Genomic DNA, 13,969 nt, shown 5'->3' on the forward strand with positions numbered 1-13,969 from the left:
GGGCCGACGGCGGGCTTCAGGCGCCATCCGGACGCGGCCGTTTGTTGCGCAAGGCCACAAAAGCACCCACGGAACCCAGTCCAAGCACCCCCACCATGCCGATGGCCGTGCCGGCGTCGGGCCGTCCCGCCATATCCGACGGCGACACCGCTGCGGCGCTCGAGTGCAGCGTCTCCGTCCCAGCCGCTACCTTGGCGTTCCCCTCCGCGAGCCGGCTGGCCCCTGCGGCCAGTTGCGTGGAACCGGCGGCAAGCTTGGTGTTGCCCTCTGAGAGTTCCGAGGCTCCGGCGGCCAGGGCCTCGGAACCGCTCAGCAGCCCGGGTTTGGCAGGGTCAGCCGGGTCGCCCTTGATGCCGGTGTTCAGGGCCACGGCCCCGGCGGCAAGCCGGGAGGAGCCTTCGGTCATGCCGGCAGTGGCCTTGAGCAGGCCCGGGCGCTCGGCGTTTCCGGGCACGCCGTCCATCCCCACCCTGATCTTGGCGGTGCCCTCGGCCAGGAGCTGCGTGCCGAGGACAACGCCGGGGCTCGCCGGGTCCTGGCTATTGAGCTTGCCGCCCAGGGTGGTGAAGCCAGCGGTCAGCCTGCCGGCGCCGGCCTGCAATTGCCCGCTGCCTTCGTGGAGCCGTGCGGCGCCGGACTGGAGCTGGGCGGCTCCGGCGTCGAGCTTGTGGGCACCTGCCGTGATTTTTGCAATCTTGTCTTTCACTACGGACAGCGGTACGAGCCCCTGGACGGGGTCTTCGGCGGCGGCCTGCAACAGCTCGAGGGCCTGGGCCAGGGCAGCGGTGCCCGTACCCGCCTCCGGATTGCCGTTGGCCCCGCGGTAGCCCACGAGCTGATTCGTCCCCTCAGCGAGCCGGCCAGCGCCGCCTTCCAGCCGTGAGGCACCGTCGCTGAGCTGCGTGGCGCCGTCGGCCAGATTGTTTTCCGCGTTTCCGGCTGGTGTGGGAGTCAAAGCTGCGGAAAGCTGGACCGCTCCGGCGGCAAGATTCTGCGCACCGTCATCAACCTTGTACACGCCGGGGGCGAGCTTGTTGTTGACGTCCGCCTCGATCCTGACCGCTCCGGCCGCGAGCTTCTCGGCGCCCGCCTGGAGCTGGTCGGCGCCGGGAGAGAGCTTATCGCTGATGCCGGAACGGACCTTCTCTGCCCCGGCCGAGAGCTTTCCCGCCCCCGTGTCTGCCAGCGCGGCACCCGTGGAAAGTTTTCCGGCGCCGTCCTGGAGCTGGTCGGCACCAGCGGAGGCCTGGCCGGCCCCGTCCTTGAGCCGCGCTGATCCGTCAGTGATGCGCCCGGTGACCACGGTGTAAAAACCCAGCAGTGCAATCAGGAGCAAGGCAAGTACCGCGATGGCGATCTGCTGGGTGCGGGTGCGGATGCGGTTGTTGGGGGGAGCAGTGGCACGACTCTGTGGCACGGAGGTTCCTCTCGACGGTTCTGGCAGGAGCTGTTATCCCTGGACGCCTCCGACCGTGACGCAGCTAACACTTGGAGCTGGGCGTGAAACTGCCGGTCGGGAAGGGGCAGGGCGACTAGTTACTGAGTGGTAACTTACCGAGAGTAAACTTGTTTCGCCCGGAATTGCAAGGAATTTCTCGGCCCGCAGTGCTGATTGCCTCCTGGCCGGGGCGGGTGGCGGCTTCGCCGGAACGCCCAGGGGCCCGATTTGTGCCAGCCAAAACTCTCGGGTAAAGTAATTACTCGTGCTGAGGCGCTCGGAGCAAAGGTTTAGACCTGAATATCCGGCCCGAAAGCGTCATTGGGATATGGTGTAATTGGCAACACTACGGTTTCTGGTACCGTCATTCTAGGTTCGAGTCCTGGTATCCCAGCTCTGAAAAATTGCACTCCGGTGCGGCGGATCAGCGGTTTCAAAGCGGTTTAGTCGATTTGAAACACCGGCTCTATGTATGAAACAATCACTGAGCCTGATGGCAGAAATGCTATCCGGAAGTACGCGGCCCCATCGTATAGCGGCCTAGTACGCTGCCCTCTCACGGCGGTAACGCGGGTTCGAATCCCGCTGGGGTCACCATTGAAACGGTCCCGGGCAACAGCCCGGGACCGTTTTGCTTTTCCTTCTTCTTTCCACCGCGCCATTGGGTTCTTCCTGGCGTCCGTAAATTCCGTGCGTTACTGCCGCCGGATTCGCGCGCCGGACCGGGGCTGAACTGGCATGATGAAGCTGTGACGTCCCCATCTGAGAGTGCGCCCCCGGGCCCGGCAGCGCCAAACTCACGGGCTGCTGCTGCCGTGGAGCTGCTCGAAGCCGTCCGCGGCGACCTCAGCGCGGCAGTGCTGCCGCTCGCACTGCCGGGAGCGGACTCCGCCCGCCTTGACATCAGGAATGCGTTGTCGCAGCTGGATGACTACATCCTTCCGCGTTTCCGCAGCCTCGACGCTCCGCTTCTGGCGGTCGTGGGAGGATCCACCGGTGCCGGGAAATCCACCCTTGTGAATGCCCTCGTGGGTCACCCCGTCACAAGGGCCGGTGCCATCCGCCCAACCACCAGGCAGCCGATCCTGCTGCACAATCCGGTTGATTCAGGCTGGTTCGAAGACCAGCGCGTGCTGCCGAGCCTGAGCCGTATCAGGGGTGTTGTGGTGGACGCTCAGGTGCCAGCCAACCGCGCCGGCGCCGCACCGGATGCCGCCGCAATATCGTCCTTGGTGCTGGTGGGGCATCCGGCCGTGCCGGCAGGGATTGCGCTGCTGGATGCTCCGGACGTCGACTCTGTCTCGGATGACAACCGGAAGCTCGCAGGACAGTTGCTCGCGGCGGCAGACCTCTGGGTATTTGTCACAACAGCCAATCGCTATGCTGACGCCGTCCCCTGGAAGCTGCTCCTCAACGCCGCAGCCAGGGACATCATGGTGGCCGTGGTGCTGGACCGGGTGCCCCCTGCCGCAGAGGCGGAGGTGAGCGCGGACCTCCGGGCGATGCTGCAGCAGGAAGGCCTCGCCGCAGCGAAGCTGTTCATTGTCCGGGAGGTCGCCCTCGATCGCCTCGGAATGCTGCCCGCCGAAGCCGTGGAACCCCTGGGACGGTGGTTGCGCGAACTGGCGGCAGATGCGGCGGGTCGGGCCGAGATTGCCCGGCGGACGCTGAACGGCACCGTGCGCTCGCTCAGCGGGCGCGTCGCGGCCCTCGCCCAGGCCTCGCAGGAGCAGCAGCAGGCGGCGGAAGTGCTGGCCAAGGATGTCCGCACTGCCTATCAGGACGCGGTGGCCCGGATTCTGGAGGCCACACGGGACGGTGCCCTCCTGCGCGGTGAAGTCCTTGCCCGCTGGCAGGACTTCGTGGGCACCGGCGAGTTCTTCCGCGTCCTGGAACAAAACATCGGGCGCATGCGGGACCGCGTGGGTGCGTTCTTCCGCGGAGAACCTGCCCCGGCGGTTAGAGTCGAAACAGCCATCGAAACCGGGCTGCAGGCCGTCATCATGGACGAAGCGGCGAATGCGGCCGAGGATGCAGACCAGCGCTGGCGCTCGGACCCTGCGGGCCGGCAACTGCTAGGAACCGACGACCTTTCCGGCACCAGCGCTGGCTTCCCGAACCGGGTCGCGGCAGAGATCCGGGCGTGGCAGGGAGGGCTGATGGAGCTCATCCGCACCGAAGGCCAAGGCAAGCGCACGCAGGCCCGGTGGCTCTCCTTCGGGGTCAACGGGCTCGGAGCCGCCCTGATGATCGTTGTCTTCTCCATGACTGCCGGACTCAGTGGCCTGGAGGTCGGCGTGGCAGGCGGGACCGCCATCGTCGGTCAAAGGCTCCTGGAAGCCGTCTTCGGTGAAGATGCCGTGCGGCGCCTGGCTCAGACGGCGCGTGAGGACCTGAACGCGCGGTGCCAGAACCTGCTGCAGGAAGAGCAGCAGCGCTTCCTCGAACGGCTGGACTTTGCCGCCGGCGAGTCACCGGACGTGCTGGCAGGCCATGCCCGCGCCCTGCAGCGGCTGGCGGAGTCCGCGTGAGCAGGCACAGCGGGACCAGGGAAGCCTCCCGGCTCCACGCCCGGCTGGAAGCCCTGAACGACGCGCGGGAGCTTGCCGGCGGGGTGCTTCCCGAGGAGTCGCTGGATGACGTGCTGCAGGTCCTTGAACGCGCCAGTTCGCGCCGTTCGCTGTCCTCGGAGCACACGGTGGTGGGATTCTTTGGTGCCACGGGCAGCGGCAAGTCCTCGCTCTTCAATGCGGTAAGCGGCGCTGACATCGCGACGGCGGCAGCCCGCCGTCCCACAACCTCGGAACCGCTGGCCGGCGTCTGGGGAACAGGGGGCAGTGAACCGCTGCTGGACTGGCTCGGGGTGAACAAGCGGCACCATTCCTCGGCAGTGCCGGGATTCGCCGATGAATCCACGGGCCTGATCCTGCTGGACCTGCCCGACTTCGACTCAACGAAAGCCGCCAACAGGGAAATTGTCCAGCGGATGGTGGGGCTGGTGGACGTACTCGTGTGGGTGTTGGACCCGCAGAAATATGCGGACGCAGCAGTGCACAACGACTTCCTTGCGCCGCTGGCCTCGCACGGAGCGGTCACCCTGGTGGTCCTCAACCAGATCGACCTGCTTCCGCCACGGGACATCGCCCCCGTGCTGGAATCGCTCAAAGCCATTCTGGCCCGTGACGGACTGGGCAAAGTCCAGGTCCTCGGTGCCTCTGCCCTGACGGGGACCGGCGTGGACAAAGTCCGGGCGGCCATCCGCCACGTGGCGCTGCAACGGCAGGCGTTATCCCAGCGGCTGGCGGCGGATGTTTCCAAGGCCTCGGCGCAGCTCGCGGCGGCCTCCGGGAGCGGGGAAGCGGCAGGTGTCGGGGCCGGCACCCGGTCGCGCCTGGCCGACGAGCTTGCGGCGGCCGCCAACGTCCCGCTCGTGGTCGAAGCCGTGTCGCGGTCGTACCGGCACGAAGCAACGCGGCGCACCGGCTGGCCCCTGACCCGCTGGCTGGTCCGGTTCCGTCCCGACCCGCTGCGGCGGCTCAACCTCCGCCGTGAAGGGGCCAGCGCCGAGGTCAACAGGACATCGCTGCCGCCGGCGGGGGCGCCGGAACGCGCCAGGACGGACGCGGCTGTGCGGGAATTCGCGGACGCGGCCAGTACCGGAGCTCCCGGGCCCTGGCGTGCGGCCATCCGCAGCGCGGCGCGCGAAGGGCGGGACCAGTTGCCGGACGCGCTGGACCAGGCCATTGCCGGCACCGACCTGCTGGCCGGACGCAAATCGTGGTGGTGGGGCCTCTTCAACGCCGTCCAGTGGCTGGCCCTTCTGGCAGCCCTGGGCGGACTCGCCTGGCTGGGCGTCCTTGCAGGCCTTGGCTATCTCCAGCTGCCGGTTCCGGAAGTGCCCAGGGTGGAGGGGTGGCCTGTGCCCACCCTGTTGATTGCCGGGGGAGCGGTGCTTGGCATTGTCCTGGCCGTTGCCGCGAAGGTCATCGCCGGCGCTGCTGCCGGACTGCGGGCCGCTGCGGCGCGGAAAAAGCTCAATGCGGCCGTCGCTGCCGTGGCGGACAGGCTGGTGGTCGAACCGGTGGAAGTGGAGGTCAGCCGGCTGAAGTCCTTCAACGCGGCCCTGAAGTCCGCGGGCCGCGGCTAGCGTTCCTGCCGCGGTCAGCCTTCCTGCAGCGCTGCCGTGGCGTCGCGCACCTTGATCATGGTGCGCAGGTTGCGTGTGGTGGTGCTGGATTTGTAGCGGACCTTGGACGACACCTTGCTGAACGGGCTGTCCAGGGTGCCGCCGGCGGGTGCCAGCCAGGCCATCGCCTCCGGACCCAATCTTTGCTGCCGGGTGCCGTCCAGGCGGGCGCCTGCCTCGAACAGTTCGTCCAGCATGGCCTTGTCCGAACTGAGCGTGATGTAGGTATGGGTCGCCTTGTCTTCGGCCGGGTACGGGCACGCAGCCACGATCGCGGCAACCCTGTCGGCGGTCAGTACCACTACCCACGCGTCATAGCCAAAGGCTTCACGCAGGCAGGCTTCGACGTCCTTCTTGACCGCCGCCGCCCCGAGACTGCTGGCGAGGGCCACGTTGCCGCTTGCCAGGAGGGTCTTCACTCCGGTGAAGCCGCGGGATGCCAGCGCATTCTTGAGATCCGCCATTTTGATGTTGATGCCGCCCACATTGATGCCGCGCAGGAATACCGCATAGCTCTTCATGGGCACAGCCTATAACCCGCGAACGGGCTGGGGACGCCGGGCAAACCGCGTCCGGCGGGTGTCATGTCGGTCAGTCGTTGTTTTTGCGGAGTGCCTCGGTGAGGACACGGGCGGCATTGCAGACGACTTCGGCATGCAGCCGGCCCGGCTGGCGCGTCAGACGCTCAATCGGCCCGGAAATCGAGACGGCGGCGATCACCCGTCCGGACGGACCGCGGACGGGCGCCGAAACGGAGGCGACCCCCGGCTCGCGTTCGCCGAGGCTCTGGCCCCAGCCCCGCCGTCGTACTCCCGCCAGGACCGTGGGCGTAAAGCGCGCGGCCTGCAGTCCTTCGAGGAGCCGGTCGTGGTCCTCCCAGGCAAGCAGCACCTGGGCGGCGGAGCCGGCCTTCATGGAAAGCTGCGTACCCACCGGGATGGTGTCCCGGAGGCCGATGGGGCGTTCAGCCGACGCAACGCACACGCGCCAGTCACCCTGCCGGCGGAAGATCTGCGCGCTTTCGCCGGTGGCGTCGCGCAGCTGCATCAGGACCGGCCCCGCGGAAGCGATCAGCCTGTCCTCGCCCGCGGCGGACGCGAGCTCCACCAGGCGGCTGCCCAGCACAAAGCGCCCCTGGATGTCGCGGCTCACCAACCGGTGATGAACCAGTGCAAGTGCAAGCCTATGCACGGTGGGACGCGCCAGCCCGGTGGCAGCCACCAGCTGCGCCAGGGTGGTGGGTCCGGCCTCAAGTGCGTCAAGCACGTGGGCCGCTTTATCGATGACGCCGACTCCACTAGAATTGTCCATGTACTGATATTGCCGTCTCAATATCTGAGATGCAAATCATTTGGCTGGCGTATTACGCGGGCGTGCTGGTTCAGTGGATACAAACAGCCAACAGCAGTGAAGGGAGATGGCCATGGCAAAGACATTGGCCGAGAAAGTCTGGGACGCGCACGTGGTGCGCAAAGGCGACGGCGAAGGTGCCAACGCTCAGCCTGACCTTCTCTACATCGACCTCCACCTCGTGCATGAAGTCACGTCCCCGCAGGCCTTCGAGGGGCTCCGCCTGGCCGGCCGCAAACTGCGCCGCCCGGACCTCACCATCGCCACCGAGGACCACAACACCCCCACGCTGGACATCGACAAGCCTATCGCCGATCTGACCAGCCGGACGCAGATCCAGACCCTCCGCAACAACTGCGCGGAATTCGGCGTCCGCCTGCATTCCCTGGGCGACGCCGAGCAGGGAATCGTCCACGTGGTGGGCCCCCAGCTCGGGCTCACCCAGCCGGGCATGACCGTGGTCTGCGGCGACTCGCACACGTCCACGCACGGAGCATTCGGCGCACTGGCCATGGGCATCGGCACGTCCGAGGTGGAACACGTGATGGCCACGCAGACGCTGTCCCTGAAGCCGTTCAAAACCATGGCGATCAACGTCGAGGGCACGCTCCGTCCCGGTGTTTCGGCGAAGGACATCATCCTGGCCGTCATCGCCAAGATCGGCACCGGCGGCGGGCAGGGCTACGTCCTGGAATACCGGGGCTCCGCCATCCGTGCGCTGTCCATGGAAGCCCGGATGACCATCTGCAACATGTCCATCGAAGCCGGTGCACGTGCAGGCCTGGTTGCCCCGGACCAGACCACCTATGACTACATGCACGGCCGCCCGCACGCGCCGCAGGGCGCGGAGTGGGACGCCGCCGTCGAATACTGGAACACCCTGCGCACCGAAGATGACGCGACGTTCGACGTCGAGGTGGACCTGGACGCCGACACCCTGGAACCCTTTGTTACCTGGGGCACCAACCCCGGCCAGGGCGTTTCGCTGTCCTCCAAGGTTCCCTCGCCCGAGGACTTCGGCGATGAAAACGCCAAGGCCGCGGCCGAACGGGCCCTGCAGTACATGGGCCTGGAAGCCGGTACGCCGATGAAGGAGATCCGGGTGGACACGGTCTTCCTGGGATCCTGCACCAACTCCCGGATGGAGGACCTGCGCGCTGCTGCGGACGTCATTCGCGGCCGCACCAAGGACCCGAACATCCGCATGCTCGTTGTACCGGGCTCGGCACGCGTCCGGCTCGAGGCCGAAGCGGAAGGCCTGGACAAGGTCTTCAAGGAGTTCGGCGCCGAATGGCGTTTCGCCGGCTGCTCCATGTGCCTGGGCATGAACCCGGACCAGCTGGAAGTGGGGGAGCGCTGCGCCTCCACGTCCAACCGCAACTTCGAGGGGCGCCAGGGCAAGGGCGGCCGCACCCACCTCGTCTCGCCGGTAGTCGCTGCGGCGACGGCGGTCCGCGGAACGCTGAGCTCGCCGTCGGATCTGGAGTCCGCCGCCGTCCGCACCAGCGCCGCCTAGATAACGCCGACTAGTTCACGCCGTTTAGACGACGCCTAGACCTACCCAGCACCGAAGGATCCGCCATGGAAAAGTTCAGCACCCACACCGGGATCGGCGTACCGCTGCGCCAGAGCAATGTGGACACCGACCAGATCATCCCCGCCGTTTACCTCAAGCGCATCACCCGCACCGGCTTCGAGGACGCACTCTTCGCTGCCTGGCGCAAGGACCCGGCCTTCATCCTCAACCAGGCACCGTTCAACGCCGGCTCCGTGCTGGTTGCCGGGCCCGACTTCGGCACCGGATCCTCCCGTGAGCACGCTGTATGGGCACTGAAGGACTACGGCTTCAAGACCGTCCTGTCCTCCCGGTTCGCCGATATCTTCCGCGGCAACTCCGGCAAACAGGGCCTCCTGGCGGCTGAACTCGCCCAGGATGACATTGAGCTCATCTGGAAGGTGCTGGAGAACGCCCCCGGCACCGAAGTGACGGTGGACCTCGTCTCGAAGACCGTGATGTGCGGCAACATCGTGGCTCCGTTCGAGATTGACGACTACACGCGCTGGCGCCTGCTGGAAGGCCTGGACGACATCGGGCTGACCCTCCAGCACGAGGAAGACATCACGACCTATGAGGCGACCAGGCCTGCCTTCAAGCCGAAGACCCTCCCGGCACGGCTGTCCTAGACGGGACGGTATTACCGGACGGTGTTGCCGCACGGGCGCGCCGCGCCGCGGGTCAGTTCCTGGACTCTGCTGAGCCCGGGCCTGGTCCCTGCTCTGCCCGCCCCTGGACCCTGGCGGAGCGCGCCGTATTTCAGATCGGTAACGCAAGCTCCTATGCTTAGCTGGAGCCTTTGTAAGGATTTGGGGGCGAGTAGTCGTGAGGAAACCGGTATATGAGTAGTGTTCTGACAATCCGCGGAGGCGTCCCGCTGACTGGCCGCGTCACCGTTCGCGGGGCCAAGAATCTTGTCCCCAAGGCCATGGTGGCTGCCCTCTTGGGCAACGAGCCGTCCGTGTTGCGCAACGTCCCTGAAATCAAGGACGTCGAGGTTGTCACCAGCCTGCTCCAGCTCCACGGCGTCACCGTCGAAAAGGACCCCGTCACCGGGGACCTCACTCTGGATCCCAAGGGCGCCAAGACCGCGTCCAGCACCGCCATTGACGCCCACGCCGGCGACTCCCGGATCCCCATCCTGCTGTGCGGCCCGCTGATCCACGCGATCGGTGAGGCCTTCATTCCGGACCTGGGCGGCTGCAAGATCGGCGACCGCCCGATTGACTACCACCTGAACGTCCTGCGTCAGTTCGGGGCCGTCGTCGAAAAGCGCCCGGGCGGCATCCACATTTCCGCGCCCAAGGGACTTCAGGGGGCCAAGATCTCCCTGCCGTACCCGTCGGTGGGAGCCACGGAACAGGTCCTGCTCAGCGCCACCCGTGCCGAAGGCATCACGGAGCTCTCCGGTGCCGCGACGGAGCCGGAAATCATCGACCTCATTGCCGTGCTGCAGAAGATGGGCGCCATCATCAGCGTCCAGACGGACCGCACCATTCGGATCGAAGGCGTGAAGGACCTGGGCGGCTACAACCACCGCGCCCTCTCCGACCGCAACGAATCCGCATCCTGGGCCTCAGCTGCGCTTGTGACGCGCGGAGACATTTTTGTCGAGGGTGCATCCCAGCGCGACATGATGACCTTCCTGAACACCTACCGCAAGGTCGGCGGCGGCATGGACATCGGCGAGGACGGCATCCGTTTCTACCACCGCGGCGGCAAGCTGAACCCGCTCGTCCTGGAAACGGACGTGCACCCGGGATTCATGACCGACTGGCAGCAGCCGCTCGTTGTAGCCCTGACGCAGGCCGAGGGCGTGTCAATCGTCCACGAAACCGTCTACGAGAACCGTTTCGGCTTCACGGAAGCGCTCCTCCGGATGGGTGCCAACATCCAGGTGCACCGGGAATGCCTCGGCAGCGTGCCGTGCCGCTTCGGCCAGCGCAACTTCCTGCACTCGGCCGTCATTTCGGGCCCCACGCAGCTCAAGGGCACCGACATCGACGTACCGGACCTCCGGGGCGGCTTCAGCCATCTCATCGCAGCACTGGCCGCCACCGGCACGTCCCGGGTGACCGGAATCGACATCATCAACCGCGGCTACGAGCGCTTCACCGAGAAGCTCGCCGGCCTGGGCGCCGATTTCGACATCACCTCAGCCAAGTAACGGGGTCCCAGTGAAGGAAACGGCCAAGAGCCGCATCACCTTTGTCATCGTCGCCGGGATCGTCAGGCCCGTGATGAACCTGCTCATGAACAAGAAGTGGGAAGGGCTGGAAAAGCTGCCGGCAGGCGGCTTCATCGCTGCCCCCAACCACTGCACCGAGATCGACCCGCTGGTCGTCGGCCATATGCTCTATAACCAGAAACGGATGCCGCACTTCCTCGCCAAGGGCGGACTCTTCAAGGTGCCGGTCGTCGGGGCCGTGCTGCACGCCACCAAGCAGATCCCGGTGGAACGCTCGACGGCGGGCGCCAACCGTTCGTTGAACGTCGCCAAGGAAGTGGTGGCCGAAGGCGGGGCAATCATCATCTACCCCGAAGGCACCCTGACCCGGGACCCGGACCTCTGGCCGATGAAGGGCCACACCGGCGCCGCCCGGATGGCACTGGAAAGCGGTATTCCGGTTGTTCCCATGGCCCACTGGGGAGCCCACCAGGTCTTCCCCCGCTATGCCAAGCGCTTCCATGTGTTCCCCCGCCGGACGTCCCGCGTCATCGTGGGCGATCCCGTGGACCTCAGCGCTTTTGAGGGCCGTCCGCTGGACAAGGCCACGCTGACGGCGGCTACCGCCGTCATCATGGACGCCATCACCGGGTTGCTCGCTACGCTGCGTTCCGAGCAGCCTCCCGCCGAACGGTGGGACCCGGCTGCCCACAACCAGAGCAAACACGGACGCAACATCGAACGGGACGGCAAATGACCCAGGAACAGGCTGCAGCGGGCTCAGCGAAATCGGTCGCCGTCCTCGGAGCCGGCTCCTGGGGCACCACTTTTGCCAAGATCCTTGCCGACGCTGCCACGGCATCCGGCGTTCAGCGGAGCATCCGGCTCTGGGGCCGCCGCAGCGAAGTCGTGGAGCAGATCAACACCCGGCACCGCAACCCGCAGTACCTCAAGGAGATTGACCTCCCGCCCAGCATCACCGCATCGACCGACGTCGCGGACGTACTTTCCGGCGCAGACCTTGTGGTCCTGGCCGTTCCCGCCCAGTCCCTGCGGCTTCAGCTTCGCGAGTGGCGGCACCTGATCTCGCCGGACGCCCTGGTGGTCTCCCTGATGAAGGGGCTGGAGCTCAGTTCGGACGCCCGCATGAGCGAAGTCATCTGTGAGGAACTGGGTATCAAGGCAGACCGCGTTGCCGTGGTGTCCGGACCGAACCTGGCCATGGAAATTGCCAGGGAGGAACCCACCGCGTCGGTCGTGGCCTGCTCGGACGCCGAGGTGGCGTCGTGGATCGCCCGCAGCTGCACCGCACCATACTTCCGCCCCTACACCACCACCGACGTCGTCGGCGTTGAAATCGGCGGCATCGTCAAGAATGTCATCGCCTTGGCCGTAGGCATCTGCGAAGGCAAGCAGATGGGTGACAACACCAAGGCCTCGGTCATCACCCGCGGACTTGCGGAGACGTCCAGGCTGGCGCTCGCTCTCGGGGGCGAGGCGCAGACCATGGCAGGCCTCGCCGGCCTGGGGGATTTGGTGGCAACCTGCTCCTCGCCGCTGTCACGGAACCACACCGCGGGGCGCCTCCTCGGCAAAGGCCTGACGCTGGAACAGGTGGCCGCGGAAATGACCCAAACGGCCGAAGGGATCAAATCGGGGCAGGCCGTGCATGAACTTGCCGGAAAACTCGGCGTCGAAATGCCCATCACTGCGGCAGTCGTTGCCGTCCTGGCCGGAAAATTGTCCGTTGACGAACTGGGACCGCTGCTGCTGGCCCGGGACCTTAAATCCGAAGGCGATTACTGACTGTGTCGGAAGAACAATTGAACAAGAACACCGGTGGCGGCCGCGCCAAACCACGCGTTGCCGTTTTGTTTGGGGGCCGTTCGAGTGAGCACGCCGTCAGCTGTGTGACCGCTGCCGGCGTTCTCGGGGCCATCGACTACGACAAGTACGATGTCATCCCCATCGGCATTGCCAAGACCGGTCAGTGGGTCCTTGCCCCGGGGGACACCCGGCAGTGGTCCCTCTCGGCGTCCTCGCTCCCCGAAGTGGCGCCGTCGGCCCGGACGGTCACACTCGCCGAAATCGGCGGCGAACACCAGCTGATCGTCACCTCCCCGAACGAAGTTCCGCAGGAACTCGGCTCCGTGGACGTTGTCTTCCCGCTGCTCCACGGACCGTTCGGCGAGGACGGCACCATCCAGGGTTTGCTGGAGCTCTCGGACACCCGTTACGTGGGTGCCGGTGTCCTCGCGTCCGCGGTTGGTATGGACAAGCACTACATGAAGGTCGTCTTCGAAGCCGCCGGTCTGCAGGTGGGTCCCTACATCGCCGTGACGGACCGCCAGTGGATCACGGACCCCGAGTCCGTCCGCAAACGCGTTGACCTGCTCGGCTACCCCGTGTTCGTCAAGCCTGCCAGGGCGGGATCCTCCATGGGCATCTCCAAGGTGGACTCCCTGGAAGGCCTGGATGCGGCGATCGAGGCTGCCCGTGAGCACGACCTCAAACTCGTGATCGAAGCCGGAATCGTGGGCCGCGAAATCGAGTGCGCCGTCCTCGAGGGGCGCGGCACCGAAAGCCCGCGGACCTCAATGCCGGGCGAGATCACAGTGGCACCGGGTGACCACGAATTCTACGACTTCAATGCCAAATACGTGGAGGACGACGCCGCCTCGCTGAGCTGCCCGGCCGACATCCCCGACGAAGCAATCGCCCGGGTCCGCGAGCTTGCCGCCGCGGCATTCGATGCTGTGGGGGCGGAAGGGCTCAGCAGGGTCGACTTCTTCTACACCCCTGACGGTGAGCTGATCATCAACGAGATCAACACCATGCCCGGCTTCACGCCCAAGAGCATGTACCCGCAGATGTGGGCTGCCTCGGGACTGAGCTATGCGGACCTGATCGACGAACTCATCTACCTGGCACTGAACCGGAAGACAGGGCTGCGCTAGTCCCCACCGGCACCCTAACCTCGCTCCGCTTCGGCCAGGGAACCCTGCCGGCGTGGGCCCACCACCGGCACCCTAACCTCGCTCCGCTTCGGCCAGGGAACCCTGCCGGCGTGGGCCCAGCACCGGCACCCTAACCTCGCTCCGCTTCGGCCAGGGAACCCTGCCGGGTGGGCCCAGCACCGGCACCCTAACCTCGCTCCGCTTCGGCCAGGGAACCCTGCCGGCGTGGGCCCAGCACCGGCACCCTAACCTCGCTCCGCTTCGGCCAGGGAACCCTGCCGGGTGGGCCCAGCACCGGCACCCTAACCTCGCTCCG

General features: G+C 66.5%; 11 protein-coding genes and 2 tRNA genes. 10 read left to right on the forward strand and 3 right to left on the reverse strand.

Annotated features, from left to right (window positions below):
* Positions 1-16: 16 nt before the first annotated feature.
* Positions 17-1,417, reverse strand: coding sequence for a hypothetical protein (locus CXQ91_RS18605; RefSeq protein ID WP_104175381.1), 1,401 nt, complete (start codon positions 1,415-1,417; stop codon positions 17-19).
* Between the two features lie 343 nt (positions 1,418-1,760).
* On the opposite strand from CXQ91_RS18605, the gene CXQ91_RS18610 reads away from it, so the two are divergent.
* From CXQ91_RS18610 to CXQ91_RS18625, 4 genes are all read left to right on the forward strand, one after another.
* Positions 1,761-1,832 (forward strand) — tRNA-Gln (locus CXQ91_RS18610).
* A 127-nt stretch (positions 1,833-1,959) separates the two neighbouring features.
* Positions 1,960-2,035 (forward strand) — tRNA-Glu (locus tag CXQ91_RS18615).
* A 152-nt stretch (positions 2,036-2,187) separates the two neighbouring features.
* On the forward strand, positions 2,188-3,969 hold the full coding sequence (locus CXQ91_RS18620; protein WP_104175382.1) for a dynamin family protein: 1,782 nt from the start codon (positions 2,188-2,190) through the stop codon (positions 3,967-3,969).
* Positions 3,966-5,585 (forward strand): GTPase, encoded by a 1,620-nt coding sequence (locus CXQ91_RS18625; RefSeq protein ID WP_104175383.1) that lies wholly within the window; start codon positions 3,966-3,968, stop codon positions 5,583-5,585. Before CXQ91_RS18620 ends, CXQ91_RS18625 begins: the two co-directional genes overlap by 4 nt.
* Before the next feature lie 14 nt (positions 5,586-5,599).
* Here CXQ91_RS18625 and CXQ91_RS18630 read toward each other — a convergent pair whose 3' ends face one another.
* Both CXQ91_RS18630 and CXQ91_RS18635 read right to left on the reverse strand, forming a co-directional pair.
* Positions 5,600-6,145, reverse strand: a complete 546-nt coding sequence (locus tag CXQ91_RS18630) for a DUF1697 domain-containing protein (protein WP_104175384.1) — start codon at positions 6,143-6,145, stop codon at positions 5,600-5,602.
* A gap of 70 nt (positions 6,146-6,215) precedes the next feature.
* Positions 6,216-6,935 (reverse strand): IclR family transcriptional regulator, encoded by a 720-nt coding sequence (locus CXQ91_RS18635; protein ID WP_011692361.1) that lies wholly within the window; start codon positions 6,933-6,935, stop codon positions 6,216-6,218.
* 112 nt (positions 6,936-7,047) lie between these two features.
* Here CXQ91_RS18635 and leuC point away from each other — a divergent pair, with 112 nt between their 5' ends.
* The 6 genes from leuC to CXQ91_RS18665 all read left to right on the forward strand — a co-directional run bounded on the left by leuC (position 7,048) and on the right by CXQ91_RS18665 (position 13,653).
* The gene (gene leuC, locus CXQ91_RS18640) at positions 7,048-8,490 is read left to right on the forward strand and encodes a 3-isopropylmalate dehydratase large subunit (RefSeq protein ID WP_104175428.1); all 1,443 of its coding nucleotides are present in this window, start codon (positions 7,048-7,050) and stop codon (positions 8,488-8,490) included.
* Between the two features lie 65 nt (positions 8,491-8,555).
* Positions 8,556-9,158, forward strand: a complete 603-nt coding sequence (gene leuD, locus CXQ91_RS18645; RefSeq protein WP_104175385.1) for a 3-isopropylmalate dehydratase small subunit — start codon at positions 8,556-8,558, stop codon at positions 9,156-9,158.
* A gap of 212 nt (positions 9,159-9,370) precedes the next feature.
* The gene (murA, locus tag CXQ91_RS18650) at positions 9,371-10,696 is read left to right on the forward strand and encodes a UDP-N-acetylglucosamine 1-carboxyvinyltransferase (RefSeq protein WP_104175386.1); all 1,326 of its coding nucleotides are present in this window, start codon (positions 9,371-9,373) and stop codon (positions 10,694-10,696) included.
* A gap of 10 nt (positions 10,697-10,706) precedes the next feature.
* Positions 10,707-11,453, forward strand: a complete 747-nt coding sequence (locus tag CXQ91_RS18655; RefSeq protein WP_104175387.1) for a 1-acyl-sn-glycerol-3-phosphate acyltransferase — start codon at positions 10,707-10,709, stop codon at positions 11,451-11,453.
* The gene (locus CXQ91_RS18660) at positions 11,450-12,502 is read left to right on the forward strand and encodes an NAD(P)H-dependent glycerol-3-phosphate dehydrogenase (protein WP_104175388.1); all 1,053 of its coding nucleotides are present in this window, start codon (positions 11,450-11,452) and stop codon (positions 12,500-12,502) included. Before CXQ91_RS18655 ends, CXQ91_RS18660 begins: the two co-directional genes overlap by 4 nt.
* Before the next feature lie 2 nt (positions 12,503-12,504).
* Positions 12,505-13,653 carry a D-alanine--D-alanine ligase family protein gene (locus tag CXQ91_RS18665; protein WP_104175389.1) on the forward strand — a complete coding sequence of 383 codons (1,149 nt, stop codon included), beginning with the start codon at positions 12,505-12,507 and terminating at the stop codon, positions 13,651-13,653.
* Positions 13,654-13,969: the final 316 nt, after the last annotated feature.

Origin of the sequence: Arthrobacter sp. Y81 (assembly GCF_002929335.1) — a bacterium.
In the GTDB taxonomy this organism is placed as follows: Bacteria; Actinomycetota; Actinomycetes; order Actinomycetales; family Micrococcaceae; genus Arthrobacter.

What these genes read in the sequence shown, in the direction of transcription:
- CXQ91_RS18630 (WP_104175384.1), bottom strand. Translation starts at nt 6,145, where the DNA reads ATGAAGAGCTATGCGGTATTCCTGCGCGGCATCAATGTGGGCGGCATC.
- CXQ91_RS18635 (WP_011692361.1), bottom strand. Translation starts at nt 6,935, where the DNA reads ATGGACAATTCTAGTGGAGTCGGCGTCATCGATAAAGCGGCCCACGTG.
- leuC (WP_104175428.1), top strand. Translation starts at nt 7,048, where the DNA reads ATGGCAAAGACATTGGCCGAGAAAGTCTGGGACGCGCACGTGGTGCGC.
- leuD (WP_104175385.1), top strand. Translation starts at nt 8,556, where the DNA reads ATGGAAAAGTTCAGCACCCACACCGGGATCGGCGTACCGCTGCGCCAG.
- murA (WP_104175386.1), top strand. Translation starts at nt 9,371, where the DNA reads ATGAGTAGTGTTCTGACAATCCGCGGAGGCGTCCCGCTGACTGGCCGC.
- CXQ91_RS18660 (WP_104175388.1), top strand. Translation starts at nt 11,450, where the DNA reads ATGACCCAGGAACAGGCTGCAGCGGGCTCAGCGAAATCGGTCGCCGTC.